At 56.5% G+C, this 15,571-nt stretch carries 15 protein-coding genes; 10 read left to right on the forward strand and 5 right to left on the reverse strand.

Going from position 1 to position 15,571, the window contains the following annotated elements:
• Positions 1–494: 494 nt before the first annotated feature.
• Positions 495–2,018, reverse strand: coding sequence for a fumarate hydratase (locus EKL30_RS09185; RefSeq protein WP_126706907.1), 1,524 nt, complete (start codon positions 2,016–2,018; stop codon positions 495–497).
• A 69-nt stretch (positions 2,019–2,087) separates the two neighbouring features.
• Positions 2,088–2,855 (reverse strand): crotonase/enoyl-CoA hydratase family protein, encoded by a 768-nt coding sequence (locus tag EKL30_RS09190; protein WP_126706908.1) that lies wholly within the window; start codon positions 2,853–2,855, stop codon positions 2,088–2,090.
• Between the two features lie 172 nt (positions 2,856–3,027).
• Here EKL30_RS09190 and glyQ point away from each other — a divergent pair, with 172 nt between their 5' ends.
• Genes glyQ through gloA form a run of 6 tightly spaced genes read left to right on the forward strand, consistent with a single transcriptional unit; the run spans position 3,028 to position 8,650 of the window.
• Positions 3,028–3,936: a glycine--tRNA ligase subunit alpha gene (gene glyQ / locus EKL30_RS09195; protein ID WP_126706909.1), complete on the forward strand. Its 909-nt coding sequence runs from the start codon at positions 3,028–3,030 to the stop codon at positions 3,934–3,936.
• Positions 3,936–6,086 carry a glycine--tRNA ligase subunit beta gene (glyS, locus tag EKL30_RS09200; RefSeq protein ID WP_126706910.1) on the forward strand — a complete coding sequence of 717 codons (2,151 nt, stop codon included), beginning with the start codon at positions 3,936–3,938 and terminating at the stop codon, positions 6,084–6,086. The genes glyQ and glyS overlap by 1 nt, the downstream gene beginning before the upstream one ends.
• Entirely contained in the window at positions 6,083–6,622 is a 540-nt protein-coding gene (gene gmhB, locus EKL30_RS09205; RefSeq protein ID WP_126706911.1) for a D-glycero-beta-D-manno-heptose 1,7-bisphosphate 7-phosphatase, read from the forward strand. The genes glyS and gmhB overlap by 4 nt, the downstream gene beginning before the upstream one ends.
• 4 nt (positions 6,623–6,626) lie before the next feature.
• Positions 6,627–7,355, forward strand: a complete 729-nt coding sequence (locus tag EKL30_RS09210; RefSeq protein ID WP_126706912.1) for a 1-acyl-sn-glycerol-3-phosphate acyltransferase — start codon at positions 6,627–6,629, stop codon at positions 7,353–7,355.
• Positions 7,342–8,211 (forward strand): M48 family metallopeptidase, encoded by an 870-nt coding sequence (locus EKL30_RS09215; RefSeq protein WP_126706913.1) that lies wholly within the window; start codon positions 7,342–7,344, stop codon positions 8,209–8,211. The genes EKL30_RS09210 and EKL30_RS09215 overlap by 14 nt, the downstream gene beginning before the upstream one ends.
• A 43-nt stretch (positions 8,212–8,254) precedes the next feature.
• On the forward strand, positions 8,255–8,650 hold the full coding sequence (gloA, locus tag EKL30_RS09220; protein ID WP_126706914.1) for a lactoylglutathione lyase: 396 nt from the start codon (positions 8,255–8,257) through the stop codon (positions 8,648–8,650).
• Here the strand turns inward: gloA and EKL30_RS09225 are convergent.
• Positions 8,647–10,869 carry an acyl-CoA dehydrogenase gene (locus tag EKL30_RS09225; protein ID WP_126706915.1) on the reverse strand — a complete coding sequence of 741 codons (2,223 nt, stop codon included), beginning with the start codon at positions 10,867–10,869 and terminating at the stop codon, positions 8,647–8,649. The genes gloA and EKL30_RS09225 overlap by 4 nt on opposite strands.
• Before the next feature lie 170 nt (positions 10,870–11,039).
• On the opposite strand from EKL30_RS09225, the gene EKL30_RS09230 reads away from it, so the two are divergent.
• Positions 11,040–11,468 (forward strand): hypothetical protein, encoded by a 429-nt coding sequence (locus EKL30_RS09230; protein ID WP_233582960.1) that lies wholly within the window; start codon positions 11,040–11,042, stop codon positions 11,466–11,468.
• Here the strand turns inward: EKL30_RS09230 and EKL30_RS09235 are convergent.
• Both EKL30_RS09235 and EKL30_RS09240 read right to left on the reverse strand, forming a co-directional pair.
• Positions 11,465–11,965: a HugZ family protein gene (locus tag EKL30_RS09235; protein ID WP_126706916.1), complete on the reverse strand. Its 501-nt coding sequence runs from the start codon at positions 11,963–11,965 to the stop codon at positions 11,465–11,467. The two genes, EKL30_RS09230 and EKL30_RS09235, sit on opposite strands and share 4 nt — an antisense overlap.
• A complete protein-coding gene (locus EKL30_RS09240) occupies positions 11,962–12,411 on the reverse strand; it encodes a DUF1810 domain-containing protein (RefSeq protein ID WP_126706917.1) in 450 nt (149 codons plus the stop codon). The genes EKL30_RS09235 and EKL30_RS09240 overlap by 4 nt, the downstream gene beginning before the upstream one ends.
• A 111-nt stretch (positions 12,412–12,522) precedes the next feature.
• Between EKL30_RS09240 and EKL30_RS09245 the strand changes: the two genes are divergently transcribed.
• The 3 genes from EKL30_RS09245 to EKL30_RS09255 are packed head-to-tail and all read left to right on the forward strand — an operon-like array spanning position 12,523 to position 15,563.
• Positions 12,523–13,512, forward strand: coding sequence for a ligase-associated DNA damage response exonuclease (locus tag EKL30_RS09245; RefSeq protein WP_126706918.1), 990 nt, complete (start codon positions 12,523–12,525; stop codon positions 13,510–13,512).
• Between the two features lie 7 nt (positions 13,513–13,519).
• Complete coding sequence (locus tag EKL30_RS09250) at positions 13,520–15,142, forward strand: ATP-dependent DNA ligase (protein ID WP_126706919.1); 1,623 nt, start codon at positions 13,520–13,522, stop codon at positions 15,140–15,142.
• Positions 15,143–15,173: 31 nt separating this feature from the next.
• Entirely contained in the window at positions 15,174–15,563 is a 390-nt protein-coding gene (locus EKL30_RS09255; RefSeq protein ID WP_126706920.1) for a DUF2784 domain-containing protein, read from the forward strand.
• The last annotated feature ends 8 nt before the right edge of the window (positions 15,564–15,571 follow it).

Here is a 15,571-nt window from a genome sequence, read left to right on the forward strand (position 1 = left end):
AGTTGCCCTAAGGTGGTGGTCGGCCAAATGTATCGGAACTCTGTGTCGGCAATGACAGAACTGGGCGACTGATTATGGTTTCTTAGGTCGTTGCAGCGGGTCAGGGCCGGCCGGGTGAAAGATCGCTGCGGCCCGTGCTTCGCCGGGCTACCCGGGCAAGCGGCCTGACTCGGGGCGGTGCCGAACTCGCCCTCGCCAGGCCTCATGGCCTGTGCTTCGGACTCAGACAGACGGCCCCTTTTGTCCCCGACCCAGCCCGCTTGCCCGGCTTGCTCAAACTTTCACCCGGCCGGCCCTGACCCACTGCACCGTACAGATGAATGGAATTGGACCGGTGCTGGTATAGAGGGTGCTTTAGCTTTCAAGGTGGGAGGCGAGTTGAAGTTGCGGTCAATACCGGTCATCGATGCAGCGCCGTGAATTTAAGTCGTCGGGCCCTGGGCGAAAAAAAACCGCTGACCAAGCAGCGGTTCTTAAGGGTCAAGCGAAAGCGATTAGACCGGCATCAGCGGGATTTCAGCGATGCGCGCTTTCCACTCTTTGGGGCCGGTTTCATGGACCGAGGTTCCGGTCGAATCTACGGCGACGGTTACGGGCATGTCTTTGACGTCAAATTCGTAAATGGCTTCCATCCCAAGGTCTTCGAAGCCTACGACTTTGGCGCCGCGAATCGCCTTGGAAACGAGGTAAGCCGAACCGCCCACAGCCATAAGGTAAGCCGAGCCATGACGACGTATGGACTCGATGGCCACAGGACCGCGCTCGGCCTTGCCTATCATGGAAATCAGGCCGGTCTGTTCAAGCATCATGTCGGTGAACTGATCCATGCGAGTCGCCGTGGTAGGACCCGCGGGACCGACCACTTCGTCGCCGACAGGATCGACAGGTCCTACGTAATAGATGACACGATTGGTGAAATCGACAGGCAGTTTCTCGCCGTTTTGCAACATATCCTGAATACGTTTATGCGCGGCGTCGCGCCCGGTCAGCATTTTGCCGGACAATAATAAAGTCTGGCCGGGCTTCCAACTGGCGACTTGTTCTTTGGTCAGGGTGTTGAGGTCGACCTGCAAAGATTTGTTGTAGTCCGGGGCCCAATGCACGTCGGGCCAATCTGAAAGTGCCGGCGGGGTCAATTGGGCTGGCCCTGAGCCATCGAGTTCGAAATGCACGTGACGGGTTGCCGCGCAGTTGGGGATCATGGCCACAGGCTTGGATGCGGCGTGTGTCGGGAACGTATGGATTTTAACGTCCAGCACAGTCGTCAGGCCGCCCAGGCCTTGTGCACCGATGCCCAGCGCATTCACTTTCTGGTAAAGCTCGATACGTAGTTCTTCCAGCTTGTTCTGCGGGCCGCGCTGCAATAGTTCGTACATATCGATGTCTTCCATCAACGACTGCTTGGCCATCAACATGGCTTTTTCCGCCGTACCGCCGACGCCTATTCCCAACATGCCCGGCGGGCACCAGCCGGCACCCATTTGAGGTACGGTTTTCAAGACCCAGTCGATTAGGGAATCGCTGGGATTGAGCATGGCGAATTTGGATTTGTTCTCGGAACCACCGCCTTTGGCAGCTACCTGCACATCAACCTTATCGCCCGGAACCAGCTCGACGCTGACAATACAGGGCGTGTTGTCGCGCGTATTCTTACGAGTGAACAAAGGGTCGGTAAGAATCGAAGCGCGCAAGGGATTGTCGGGATTCAGATAGCCCTGACGCACTCCTTCGTCGCATAGATCCTGCATGCTGCGCTGCGTGGCGAAGCGAACATTCATCCCTATCTTCAGAAACACATTGACCACGCCGGTGTCCTGGCAAATGGGGCGGTGGCCTTCGGCGCACATGCGTGAGTTGGTCAGGATTTGCGCAATCGCATCCTTGGCGGCCGGGCTTTCCTCGAGTTCGTAGGCACGGGCAAGATGCTGAATGTAGTCGGCAGGATGGTAGTAGCTAATAAACTGCACGGCGTCCGCGATGGACTGAATCAGGTCGTTTTCTGTGATGGTGATTGTCATGGTGTCTGTTCAACGTAAAAAGGCAGGCCACACAGACCTACCAAGGTTGCGGGCCAAGTGTTCAAAGCTTTATTTGCCGGTCCATACGGGCATGCGCTTTTCGGCGAAGGCAGTTGCCCCCTCTTTCGCATCAGCCGAGGTGAAGATATGGGCAATGCGCGGCCGCTGCAAATCGAACATATCGGCTTGGCGCCAGTCGCGCGAGTTGGTAACGATACTTTTGGCGGTCTGTACAGCCAGCGGGCCGTTTTGAGCAACTAAACGGGCCAGTGCCAGCGCGCCTTCTAATGCCTGGCCCGGCTCGACCAACCGGTTTACCAAGCCATAGCGATGGGCGCGCTCGGCGGGCAGCATCTCGCCGGTCAGCACTGCTTCCATGGCGATATGGTACGGGATACGGCTGGGCAAGCGGACCATACCGCCTGATCCAGGCACGATGCCGCGCTTGACTTCGGGCAAACCAAAATTGGCGTTGTTGGCGGACACGATCATGTCACATGCCAGGGCCATTTCGCATCCGCCAGCCAGCGCATAGCCTTCTACGGCGGCAATCAGCGGTTTGCGAGGGGGCTTTTCGCAAAGGCCTGCAAAACCGCGCCCTGCGACCAGGGGACGCTGGCCATTGAGGGCGAATGCTTTCAGATCCATACCGGAAGAAAAGGTATTGCCGGCACCAGTAAGAATTCCGATGACGACGTCGTCGTTGGCATCAAGCTGATCGAAAGCCTTGGCCAGTTCATGTGCGGTTTCATAGTTGATGGCATTGCGTGCCTCGGGCCTATTGACCGTGATGATCTGGATGCGATCAATTATTTCCACTTTTACCAAGTCAGACATAGAGCAATCCCCAAAAAAAGCTGCGGCGCCGATTGCGCCTGTTAAAGATGGTCGATAACTCAATATCATACGACCAAATGCAAGAGGCCCCGAACCTGCGTCCTCCTTCTCCAGCGCGGAACCAGTTAAAATTGAAAAATTTTGCGGCTTTTCGCTTCACTGGCCTTCGCTCATGCTCACATTTCAGCAAATAATTTTAACGCTCCAGCAATATTGGGATAAGCAGGGCTGTGCCCTGCTGCAACCCTACGACATGGAAGTCGGCGCGGGCACTTCGCACACCGCGACATTCTTACGCTCGATCGGACCAGAGCCATGGCGCGCAGCCTATGTGCAGCCATCGCGGCGTCCCAAAGACGGGCGCTACGGCGAAAACCCGAATCGTTTGCAGCATTATTACCAATATCAGGTGGTGCTGAAACCAGCGCCGACCGACATCCTGGACCTGTACATCGGCTCGCTTGTCGCCCTGGGCATCAATCCGCAAGAACATGACATTCGCTTTGTCGAAGACGACTGGGAAAACCCTACTTTGGGGGCGTGGGGATTGGGGTGGGAAGTCTGGCTAAACGGCATGGAAGTCACGCAATTCACCTACTTTCAGCAAGTGGGGGGGCTGGACTGCAGCCCGACGACCGGCGAGATAACCTATGGCCTTGAACGGTTGGCAATGTATCTGCAAGGCGTCGAAAGCGTATACGACCTGGTCTGGACCGAAGGGCGCCAGGGCCAAAAAGTCTTCTATCGTGATGTCTTTCATCAAAACGAAGTAGAACAATCCACGTATAACTTCGAGTACGCCTCGATACCTATGTTGCTGGCCCACTTCAACGATTATGAAGCCGAAGCCAAGCGCCTTATCGACGTGCCCTTGGCACTGCCTGCTTATGAAGCAACCCTTAAGGCAGCCCACACCTTCAATATGCTTGATGCCCGCGGCGCCATCAGCGTTACCGAAAGGGCTACCTACATTGGTCGCATCCGCAACTTGTCTCGCGCCGTTGCGCAGGCCTATTTTGATTCACGCGAGAACCTCGGATTTCCCATGCTTGTGAACTGCAATGGCACGGAGGCCAAATAATGACGATCGCCTCCACTGGATCTACCCAGCCTTTACTGATTGAGTTATTGACTGAAGAACTACCCCCCAAAGTCTTGCAGAAACTGGGACTGGCCTTTGCGGACGGTATACGTAAGACACTGGAACAACATCATTTGCTGGCGGCCGGTTGCACAACCACCGACTTCTCCACGCCTCGACGCCTGGCAGTCGTTTTCAGTGCTGTGTTAGCCCAAGCCCCAGAACAAACGTATACCGAAAAGCTCATGCCGGCCAAAATAGGCCTGAGCGATACGGGGGAAATCAGCCCCGCACTGGCCAAGAAAATGGCCAGCAAGGGCCTGGACCATTTGACCGCCGCCGACCTGATTACAGAATCCGACGGCAAACAGGATTACCTGTTTGCCAGGGGAGTGGCAGCAGGGTCGGCTTTGGTAGATGCCCTTCAAGAAGCGCTCGACTACGCAATCAACCATCTGCCTATCCCCAAGGTCATGCGCTATCAGCTGGACGATGGGATAAGCAGCGTAAAGTTCGTACGCCCGGCGCACCAGCTTATCGCACTATGGGGCCCACAGATCGTCAAGGTTCAAGCTTTAGGGCTGGATGCTGGTCGAATCACCCAGGGGCACCGTTTTATGGCTGGGCACGCAATTACCATCGAATCGCCCGACACCTACCAGCAACAACTGCATGCCGAAGGTAAGGTCATCGCTTCGTTTACAGCCCGCCGCACCCTGATCAGCGAACAGTTGCAAAGCCAAGCTCACGCGTTGGGCGCCACCATAGGCATTGGCCCCGAGGTCGATGCGCTGCTTGAAGAAGTTACCGCACTGGTCGAGCACCCCACCGTGTATGTGGGCGAATTCGAAGAAGAGTTCTTGCAGGTGCCACCCGAGTGCCTGATTTTGACCATGCGGCTGAACCAGAAATATTTCCCGCTATTCGAGCCCGAAAACGGCAAACTGACTCATCGCTTCCTGATTGTCAGCAACATGCAGGTGGCCGATCCCGTCAATATCGTAGAAGGCAACCAGCGGGTCGTGCGCCCCCGATTGGCCGATGCCCAGTTTTTTTTCCAAACCGATCGCAAAATCAAATTGGCCGATCGCGTGGCCGGGCTCGCCACCAGCGTCTATCACAACAAATTGGGTTCACAGCTTGAACGGGCCGAGCGCGTTCGCAAAATAGCACGCTACCTTGCCGCGGAACTGGGCGCCAATGTTCAGCACGCCGATCGCGCAGCAATGCTGGCCAAGGCCGATCTGGCTTCCAACATGGTAGGCGAATTCCCCGAATTGCAAGGAATTATGGGGGCCTATTATGCGCAGGCCGACGGCGAACCCGATGACGTTGTGCTGGCGATTAAAGACCAATACCGGATACGCCTCGATACACCGGTCAGTAGCGCCACCCTGACGTCCACAATACTGTTCATTGCGGAACGCGTCGAAACCCTGATCGGCATATGGGGCATAGGCTTGGTGCCGACTGGCGAGCGCGATCCCTACGGCTTGCGCCGCGCAGCCCTCGGCCTGATCAGCGCGTTCGAGCAACTGGAGGCCGGCGGATACTTGTCCATTAGCGATGGCGACAGTCTTCGTTTGCCCGATCTGCTTTCATTCGCCATCACAAGCTTCGTTACCGGAGCGGTAAACGAAGCAAGCGCTGCCGAGGTTCAAGCATTCATTTACGAGCGCTACCGTAACCTGTTGAATAACGATTTCGACCGAAATGTGGTCGATGCGGTGTTGGCTCTTGAGCCGGCGCTTCATCAGGTCCATGCCCGCATTCAGGCGTGTGCCAGTTTTGCACAACGTCCCGAAGCGGAAAGCCTGGCCGCGGCCAACAAGCGTATTGCCAATCTGCTTAAAAAGGCTGACACTACGCTGGGAAATGTGGACCCTGCCAAGCTCAGCGAAGCCGCCGAGCAGGCTCTGGCTACGGTTATCAATACACTCAAGCCCCAGGCTCAGGCCCAACTGGCGCAGGGCGACTTTACTGCCAGCCTGGCCACCATGGCGCAAGCCAAAGAGGCTGTCGACGCATTTTTCGACGATATCATGGTAATGGCAGAAGATCCGGCCATACGTGCCAACCGCTTGGCCTTGCTGGCCGAACTGCATCAAGTCATGAATCAGGTCGCCGATATTTCCAGGTTAGCTCAGTGAAACTTGCCATAATCGATCGCGACGGCGTTATCAATGAGGATAGCGACGAGTATATCAAGAGCCCGGATGAATGGATCGCGTTGCCAGGTAGCCTGGAAGCCATAGCGAGACTGTCCAGGGCCAACTGGCGCGTGGTTATCGCGAGCAATCAGTCCGGCATCGCTCGCGGTCTGTTCAGCATGGGCACGTTAAATTTAATCCATGCGAAATTGCGCCGCGAACTCGCCCATGTCGGCGGTAGTGTAGATGCCATTTTCATCTGCCCTCACGGGCCGGACGACGGTTGCGCTTGCCGCAAGCCCCTTCACGGAATGTACCTCGATATAGCACGCCGCTATGATGTCAGCCTGAAAAATGTCCCATCCGTTGGCGATTCACTTCGCGACCTGCAGGCGGCCGTAGCCGCCGGCTGTGCGCCATGGCTGGTACTTACCGGCAATGGTAAAAAAACATGGGATAAAGGCGACCTGCCGGCAGGAACCCAAATACGGGAAAACCTTGCAGCGGTGGTCGACTCCTGGCTTTCCGAGGAATAAAAATATGGCCGCGATTCGCGCTACGCTTTACCAGACTTTCTTGCTCATTACTGTTATTCCGTTCGCGTTTGCGAGCCTGTTATGCGCGCCCCTTCCCTTACACTGGCGCTACAAGGTAACCATCGGCTGGCCTCGGCTGGCCATCTGGGGCGCCAAGGTCATACTTGGCATACGGTGGCAGATCAAAGGGGCTGAAAATCTTCCGGACGGTCCGGCAGTGATGCTGTCCAAGCATCAATCCGCATGGGAAACCATGTTCATCATCGGCTACATGCCGCGCGACATGTGCTTTGTGTACAAACGGGAACTCCATCGCATTCCATTTTTTGGCTGGGGATTGGCATTGCTGCGCATGATCCCGATCGACCGCGCCAAAGGCCGCGATGCGTTCGAACAAGTCGTGAAAATTGGCCAGGAACGTATCAACGAAGGGCGTTGGCCAATTTTGTTCCCGGAAGGCACCCGCATGTTGCCAGGGAAAACGGGTCGGTATAAATTAGGTGGTGCCTTGCTGGCTACCCGCACGCAGACCCCGATTATTCCCGTTGCCCATAACGCCGGCGAATGCTGGCCGCGTAACGCTTTCCTAAAAAAGCCTGGGCTCGTTACCGTATCGATCGGCCCCCTGATTCAGACAGAAGGTCTGGATGCCGACACGGTGAACAAGCAGGTCCAAGAATGGATCGAGTCCGAAATGCGAGTATTGAACCCCGAACGATATGGGCGTGACTAAACAGCTCGATTTGTTTTCCGGTCCCGCGCCGTCGACAGCGACCCTGCCGCCGGCGCCACCGCCTAAAGTCGACCACGGCGTTGCGACGTCCTGCCCTGCGGCACTGCCCGCTAATGCTCGCTGGCGCGAAGTACAAGCTCCGCAGCAGACCATAGGCTACGTATTACAGCGGTCGCGGCGCAAGAGCATAGGGTTGACCATCAATGATGATGGCCTGCAAGTTACAGCCCCCAATTGGGTTACGCTGAGCCAGATCGACGCTGCCGTCATCGACAAAGCGCACTGGATACTGGGCAAGCTGCGCATCAGGCAAGCCCGCCAGCAACATTTAGCGACTGCCGATACGCTATGGCAGAATGGCGGATCCATCCCTTACCTGGGAAAGCGCATTGTTCTGCACCTGGACGCCGCTCAACAAACGGCCGCGTTTCATGGCACCCAATTTTCTCCGGAACATGGCAGCGTTCTTAGCCTGGCACTTCCTGCCGATGCTGATCGCAACAGGGTGCGCGATAGCGTGCACTCATGGCTGCAGCAACAAGCGACGGCATGGTTTGGCCAACGACTGCAGCATTTCCTGGATGCGAGCCAATTAACAATACGCCGTTGGCGGCTTTCGTCGGCCGCAACGCGATGGGGATCGTGCAGCAGTGATGGCAATATCATGTTGAACTGGCGACTGATACACTTTGAGCATGACATCATTGACTATGTAATTGCCCATGAGATTGCGCATTTGCGTCAAATGAATCACAGCAAGGATTTCTGGCGTGAAGTCGGACTGATATTGCCCGGCTTCGAGCGATCACGCAACGCCCTGCGGCAATACGACCCCGGTTCTTTGCCGCTGATCTGAAATCCGCCCCCTTAACCTCGAACCACCCAATAAGGAGATTTTGATGCGCTTGCTACATACCATGCTGCGAGTCGGCGACCTGGACAGATCACTCATGTTTTACACCGATGTATTGGGCATGAAACTGCTGCGACGCAAGGACTACCCCGATGGCAAATTCACATTGGCCTTTGTAGGTTACCAAGATGAAAGTGAAGGCGCCGTGATTGAACTGACGCATAACTGGGACACCAAGGAATACGACCTGGGCAATGGCTATGGTCATATCGCCCTTGAAGTCGAAGATGCCTACGACGCCTGTGCCCGCATCAAAGAAAAAGGCGGCAACGTTACACGCGAAGCCGGCCCCATGAAACATGGCCAGACGGTCATTGCCTTTGTCGAAGACCCTGACGGTTATAAGATTGAATTAATACAGCGCAAAGAACGAGCCGACTAAGCCGACTGGCGGTCAAAGTCGCCTGGCGCGAAGTCATCGACCTCGATGACAGCGGCGACAGCGTCTTCGGCTGCCTTTAATGAGTTTGCCTGCGCATCAGTTATCGCACCGTTAGCATGGGCCACGCGCCAATCTTTCAAACCGGCATGCTTGATGCGATCCAGTAAAGGCTGAACCCCGGTAAGCAATTCGAACGCGCGTTCAAGCCGTTCAACGCTGGCACTATCATGGCCTTCCCATACGGCGCCCACGAGCCGGTCGCGCGTATCGGATGGCTCCAGCAATATATTGGCGCAAAGGGCGGTGGCATTGTCCGAGGGGGGCGTGGCCCGCAAACCAGGCGGCAGGACTAATGCCCTTAGCACCCAACCCGCCACGCGCAGCGGAAGGTTAAGCAATACATCATCCAGACGCTGCTCGATCGTGGCAAAGCTTTGCTCAGCGCAATATCTGACCAAGGGCAAGTCGGACTCATGCTGACCTTCGTCTTGCCAACGCCGCAACACCGCGGTCAGCAAGTACAGTTCGGCCAGGACATCGCCCAAGCGGCCGGAAAGCATCTCTTTGCGTTTTAGCGATCCACCGAGGGTTAGCAGTGCTACTTCTGAAACCAGAGCGAATGCGGCAGCGTAACGATTCAGACTGCGGTAATACGGCGCCACAGCACCTACGCCTTTTGGAGCCATCGCAAAACGGCCGGCTGTCCACGCCATACCCGTAGCCCTTAAGGCGTTCTTGACGCTGTGTGCCAAGTGCTTCCAAATGACGGCGTCAAACGCGTCTTCACCTGCCGTTTGATCGCTATTGCCCAAGGCGACCACTTCCTTCATGAGGAAAGGATGGGCCCGGATAGCGCCCTGACCGAATACGATAAGGCTGCGGGTCAGAATGTTGGCGCCTTCGACTGTGATGGCCACAGGCAGGGCACGATACAGATTTCCCAGATAATTATTGGGGCCGTCGATGACGGCCTTGCCGGCATGGATATCCATGGCGTCGTTTATTGATTGACGCATACGTTCGGTGGCATGCAGTTTCATGATGGCCGATACGACGGATGGCTTGTATCCCAGCTGCAAACCAGCGCACGTGAAACGGCGCGCGGCTTCAACCAGATAGGCGTTTCCGGCCAGGCGGCCCAGTTTTTCCTGTACGCCTTCGAATTTGCCGATGGGGAGCCCAAACTGCGTGCGAATCCGCGCATACGCACCCGAGGTATGGGCGCTGAATACACAGGCAGCCGCTGACAACGAGGGTAATGAGATGCCGCGACCGGCAGCCAATGCGCTCATTAGCATGGGCCATCCCTGCCCCGCTTTTTCCAGGCCTCCTATCAGGGCATCAAGCGGCACGAATACATCGTTGCCTTCGATCGGGCCATTCTGGAAAGCCTGCAAGGCGGGCAGGTGTCGACGGCCTGCGGTGACTCCGGGCAGATTGGTGGGAACCAGCGCCACCGAAATACCGAGTTCCTGCTTGCCGCCGATAAGGCCCTCGGGATCGAACAGCTTGAATGCAAGGCCAAGCACTGTCGCAACAGGGCTGAGCGTTATGTAGCGCTTGCGCCAATTAAGAAGTATGCCCAACGTACTAATGCCGTTAACGTCGCGACGGCATATGACGCCTGTATCGGTCATGGCCGCCGCGTCAGAGCCGGCCTCCGGACTGGTGAGGGCAAAACAGGGTATTTCCTGGCCACGCGCGAGACGCGGCAGCCAATACTGGCGCTGCTCGTCTGTGCCGAACTGCATGAGAAGTTCGCCAGGACCGAGCGAGTTCGGAACCATGACGGTCACGGCGGCCGCAAGCGACCGTACTGAAATCTGGCGGACGACCTCCGAATGGGCATAAGGCGAGAAGCCAAGGCCACCGTATTCTTTGGGGATGATCATGCCGAAGAAGCCATGCACCTTAAGAAAGTTCCAGACTTCGGCGGACAAGTCGCCGTGCTGCCAGGTGATATCCCAGTCGTTGAGCATCCGGCACACTTGTGCAACAGGCCCGTCCATGAAAAGGCGTTCATCGGGAGTAAGAGCTACTGGCTTAACATTCACCAGAGTACGCCAGTCGGGCGCGCCAGAAAAAAGCTGAGCGTCCCACCATACGTCGCCCGCCTCAATGGCCTGCTGTTCAGTGGGCGAAAGGCGCGGCATTGCTTCACGCGCCATACGATATAAAGGCTCAGTCATCCACTGACGGCGCCAGGCTCTCCAGTTCATTTCGATCTCTTTCAGTACGGGCTAAGGGTGAGCATCATTATCTCCTGAAAGTGCTCAATAGCATCGCAGCAAAGCGGTCCACGTGGTCAGTATGTGTTGTTTTTGAACGATGCCAAGCGAATGACACGCGCGGGATAGATCGCGGTAACATTGCTTTTGCGAAACGACCAATGATCAGTAGTGTGCCCTTTATGTTGCCACCGAACTCCGTACCGATCCGCGAGGCCTGTCCGCCCGGTGCCTGCACCTGCCATCGGGAAGAACTGCTGAACAATCCGGCCAGCGATGCCCGCATACTGTTGCTGACCAAGCAAGAAGAGAAAAAGCTTATTGCGCGCATCGAAAGCATATCAAGCTATGCTGAGTTGAAACGAATTGAAGAGCGCCTGGAATCACAGCTAGGCATCATTCTTGAAATTATCCCAAGCGCTCGCGGGGTCCGAACCGTACGCGGCTTCGGCATCCAGCTTGTCAGCGGCCCAGGGTTGTGCCGTAAAACTCGGCAATCCATTCCGGCCGCTGTACGCCGATGCCTCGACAGTCATCCCGACATTGTCTATGCCATTTTGAATGCCCACGACCTGCTTGGCGCGGGTTAAGACGGGCCGCAGTCCATAAGGCTCATAACCCGCTGGATTTCCTGCGCATCGACGTCGCGTGCAGCGCCGAATCCAGCGATCTGGCGGCCGTTGTTCACTTTTATGGCGGCGAACCGGAAATCCCCGAAGCCAGTCATGGGCTCGGCCTCGGGAAATCGATCGAGGTAGGCAGCCCGGCACATTCGCCAGTCATCGCTGCCAGGGTCCAGCAAGATAGCTGCCCCGTTCAGGGTGACTCGCGGCAGGTCGTGAACCGCCACACCAGGCGCTTCAGGCTGCATTATCAGAAGCGACACCTGGGACCGTTTTTGCATATGGCGAGTATGAGCCGCGAGGCCACTTACATGAATCACAAGATAACCGGCCGTGGGTTGCACAGCGAACGGCACCATAGAGACAAACGGTGCGCTGCTGTCGCTTACCGTTCCCAGCGCCGCTATACGGCAGGAACATAACAAGATCCGCAGTTCGCGGCTCAGACGGGCTTCACGAGTCATGAACGGTGATCGGGAATTGCTTGATTCACCAGGATTTTTAGCGTAGCAGCGTCGATCTGCCCGTGAAAATACTTCTGGATCACACTAGAGAAAATTTGCGTGTTTGGCGATGCCTTGGAAAACAGGGTCATTGAAGAGTGAAACTTGAGATTATCAGGCAATCCGAAAATCTGCTCGATGCTACGTCCATTGACCGCCTGCACAAGCTCGGTACATTCAACGAGTCTCGCGCCCAATATGGGATGCTGCAAATAGGCAACGGCTTCCTCCAGCGACCTGAGCGCGTATTTCTGCGCCATCGCACTATGGCCGAGGCCCGCAATTTGAGGAAAAACGAACCACATCCAGTGGCTGCGCTTCTGGCCTTGCTGGAGCTCCGCGCAAATTTGCTGGTAAACGGGAGCCTGGGCGTGGATAAAGCGTTCCAGATCGTAGGGGTCTTCCATTGGGAGTCTCCTTGCCAGAATAATGTTGGATCTTGACGTTCATTCGCTGATTCTAGCTCCGTTGTGGCGATTATCCTTACACTATCGAAATCCAGCCAACAAGGCCTCGCCGTGGAAGACATCGTCCAATTGCGTCCTGAAGGTTTGTATTGCGCCGCCGGCGATTTCTATATCGATCCTTGGCGCCCAGTAGCATGTGCCGTTATCACGCATGGGCACGGCGACCACGCTCGCGTCGGTATGGGCCAGTACCATACCTCAAGCCCAGGTCTGCCCATCCTCCAGTGGCGGTTACAGGAACAGATATTCCACCCTCATTCCTACGGAGAACCGTTCACGCTGGGCGATGCAAAAATATCGCTTCACCCCGCGGGCCATGTCCTTGGGTCAGCGCAGGTTCGCATTGAAGTCCATAACGCCACATGGGTGATTTCGGGCGACTATAAGCGTCAGGCCGACCCAACCTGCGATCCTTTCGAAGTCGTACCTTGCGATACGTTCATTACCGAGTCCACGTTTGGGTTGCCGGTATATCGTTGGCCAGATACGAGCGAAGTGGCGCGGGAAATCGTCCAATGGCGCGATCAATGCGCGGCGCGCGGCGAGACGGCCATACTATATTGCTATGCGCTCGGCAAAGCGCAACGGGTGCTCGCCGAACTAATGGCACACACGGATAAGCCAGTGCTGCTGCACGGGGCCATCGCGGCGGGTGTCGACATCTACCGCCGCGCCGGTATTGCCATGATCGAGACTCAGTTGATCAATGAAATGTCCTCAAAAACCGGCTACGAGGGTGAGCTTGCATTGGCGCCGCCCTCGGCCGCAGGCAGTGCGTGGCTGCGACGCTTTCGTAATCCGCGACATGGATTTGCCTCGGGGTGGATGCGAGTTCGGGGCAACCGGCGGCGGCGCAACATGGACCGCGGATTCGTTATCTCTGACCATGCTGACTGGCCGGACCTGATGCGCACCATACGCGACACGGGTGCCCGCCGCGTCATCGTGACGCACGGCGACACCGATGTGCTCGTGCGCGCATTGAACGATGACGGCATTTTCGCTGAGGCACTCACCACCCAATTCGCCGAGGACGACTGATAACGATATGAAACGCTTCGCGCTTTTGTACCAGGAACTGGATCGCAGCACCGCGACACTGGACAAGCGGGCCGCGTTGATTGGGTACTTTCGCGACGCACCGCCTCGTGACGCCGCCTGGGCCCTATACCTGCTGTCCGGGGGGAAAATCACCTCTGCAAAACGAAAAATCGCCACAACGTCTGAGCTTCGCGAATGGATTGCCGCTACGACCGGCATGACGGACTGGTTGGTGCAGGAAAGCTATTATCACGTCGGAGACCTGGCCGAAACATTGGCGCTGTTGATGCCCGATCCCGCCGCACCCATGGCGGATATCCCGCTTGCCGACTGGATAGAAAATCGCCTCCTTCCTGTGGCAAACGCAGCACCTTCCGTCCGGCGTGAAACCATTGTCCAGGCCTGGACGGGCCTACCGCTGGAGCAGCGACTACTGTTCAACAAGATGCTGACGGGATCATTGCGCGTAGGAGTATCCAAACGACTTGTTCAGCAGGCCCTTGCTGAGCTTTCAGGGGTCGACATTGCACGTATCGCCCAGCGCATGATGGGTGAATGGCTACCTTCCCCCACCTTCCTACGCAACTTACTTTCTTCCGAAAGCCTCGTTACAGACAGCCAGCAACCTTATCCTTTCTTTCTGGCTTCGCCGCTTGAGGGCCATCCAGCCACGCTGGGCAACACCTCTGGATGGTTAATCGAATGGAAATGGGACGGAATCCGACTCCAGATATTGAAACGGCGAACGAGCATTGTGCTTTGGTCGCGTGGCGAAGAACGCCTTGACGGAAGATTTCCAGAAATCGAAGCCGCCGCCGCCCGACTGCCACAAGACTGCGTGCTCGATGCGGAGCTGCTTGCATGGAGTCATGGCGAAGAAAATCCCCTGCCGTTCGCCGCCCTACAGACCCGCATTCAAAGGCTCAAGCCCGGCCCAAAGATACTCGAAGCCGCTCCGGCAAGAGCGATGGCCTACGATGTGCTGGAACTCAATGGTGAGGACCTGCGGCTCCGCCCTCAAATTGAGCGTCGCCGCCTGCTGGAAGAGTTGCTGGCAGCGGGCCCGCCTGACTCGCCAATACGGCTATCGCCCTGCGTGACCGTGGCCGATTGGGACGAAGCAGCCCGGCTTCGAGCCGGCGTGCGTGAGCAAGGAGTGGAAGGCCTGATGCTCAAGCGCCTAACGGCGCCGTACCAAGCGGGCCGTAGGCGTGGTGACTGGTGGAAATGGAAAATCGACCCGCTGACAATCGATGCCGTGCTGTTATACGCTCAACCCGGCCACGGTCGACGCAGCACCCTATATACCGACTATACCTTTGGCCTGTGGGACGGCGACTCGCTTACGCCCGTTGCAAAAGCGTATTCCGGTTTGAACGACCAGGAAATACTGGAACTGGATCGCTGGATTCGGGCCCACACAGTGGAACGCTTCGGACCGGTTCGCGCCGTCGAATGGCAACACGTGTTCGAACTCGCCTTTGAAGCCGTCAATTTATCAAATAGGCACAAATCCGGGGTCGCTCTACGTTTCCCGCGCATACTGAGGTGGCGGCATGACAAACCGGCCGCCGAGGCGGATCGGCTCGAATCACTAAAGGCTTTGGCCGGCCGGCCTCTCGCACCATGAAGCCACGTTTTACTTCAGCAAATATCGAAAAATGATTTATAGAATTTTCGCCGATCTGGTTCTGCTACTACATGCCGCATTCGTGCTCTTCGTTATTTTCGGCGGCCTTCTGGCATTATGGAAACGATGGCTTGCATGGCTGCACGTGCCCGCGCTTATGTGGGGAGCAGTCGTTGTTGGTATGGGCTGGATATGCCCATTGACGCCGCTTGAAAACAGATTCCGCAGCCTGGCAGGCGGAGAAAACTATCAAAACAGCTTTCTTGAGCAATACTTGCTCGTGGCCATATATCCCCAAGGCCTTACCCGTGAAATCCAAATACTGATGTCCCTGTTGCTTATCGTGGGCAACTTGATTGTTTATGCGATCTGGTGCCGCCGTGGTGAAACGAGTAAATCGCAAACCAGGGAATTTCGATAGATCTACCG

It is taken from the genome of Candidimonas sp. SYP-B2681 (assembly GCF_003971065.1).
In the GTDB taxonomy this organism is placed as follows: Bacteria; Pseudomonadota; Gammaproteobacteria; order Burkholderiales; family Burkholderiaceae_B; genus Pollutimonas.

Excerpts from the sequence above, each read along its gene's own strand:
- EKL30_RS09185 (WP_126706907.1), bottom strand. The coding sequence starts at position 2,018 with ATGACAATCACCATCACAGAAAACGACCTGATTCAGTCCATCGCGGAC.
- EKL30_RS09190 (WP_126706908.1), bottom strand. The coding sequence starts at position 2,855 with ATGTCTGACTTGGTAAAAGTGGAAATAATTGATCGCATCCAGATCATC.
- glyQ (WP_126706909.1), top strand. The coding sequence starts at position 3,028 with ATGCTCACATTTCAGCAAATAATTTTAACGCTCCAGCAATATTGGGAT.
- glyS (WP_126706910.1), top strand. The coding sequence starts at position 3,936 with ATGACGATCGCCTCCACTGGATCTACCCAGCCTTTACTGATTGAGTTA.
- EKL30_RS09210 (WP_126706912.1), top strand. The coding sequence starts at position 6,627 with ATGGCCGCGATTCGCGCTACGCTTTACCAGACTTTCTTGCTCATTACT.
- EKL30_RS09215 (WP_126706913.1), top strand. The coding sequence starts at position 7,342 with ATGGGCGTGACTAAACAGCTCGATTTGTTTTCCGGTCCCGCGCCGTCG.
- gloA (WP_126706914.1), top strand. The coding sequence starts at position 8,255 with ATGCGCTTGCTACATACCATGCTGCGAGTCGGCGACCTGGACAGATCA.
- EKL30_RS09225 (WP_126706915.1), bottom strand. The coding sequence starts at position 10,869 with ATGAACTGGAGAGCCTGGCGCCGTCAGTGGATGACTGAGCCTTTATAT.
- EKL30_RS09230 (WP_233582960.1), top strand. The coding sequence starts at position 11,040 with ATGATCAGTAGTGTGCCCTTTATGTTGCCACCGAACTCCGTACCGATC.
- EKL30_RS09235 (WP_126706916.1), bottom strand. The coding sequence starts at position 11,965 with ATGACTCGTGAAGCCCGTCTGAGCCGCGAACTGCGGATCTTGTTATGT.
- EKL30_RS09240 (WP_126706917.1), bottom strand. The coding sequence starts at position 12,411 with ATGGAAGACCCCTACGATCTGGAACGCTTTATCCACGCCCAGGCTCCC.
- EKL30_RS09250 (WP_126706919.1), top strand. The coding sequence starts at position 13,520 with ATGAAACGCTTCGCGCTTTTGTACCAGGAACTGGATCGCAGCACCGCG.
- EKL30_RS09255 (WP_126706920.1), top strand. The coding sequence starts at position 15,174 with ATGATTTATAGAATTTTCGCCGATCTGGTTCTGCTACTACATGCCGCA.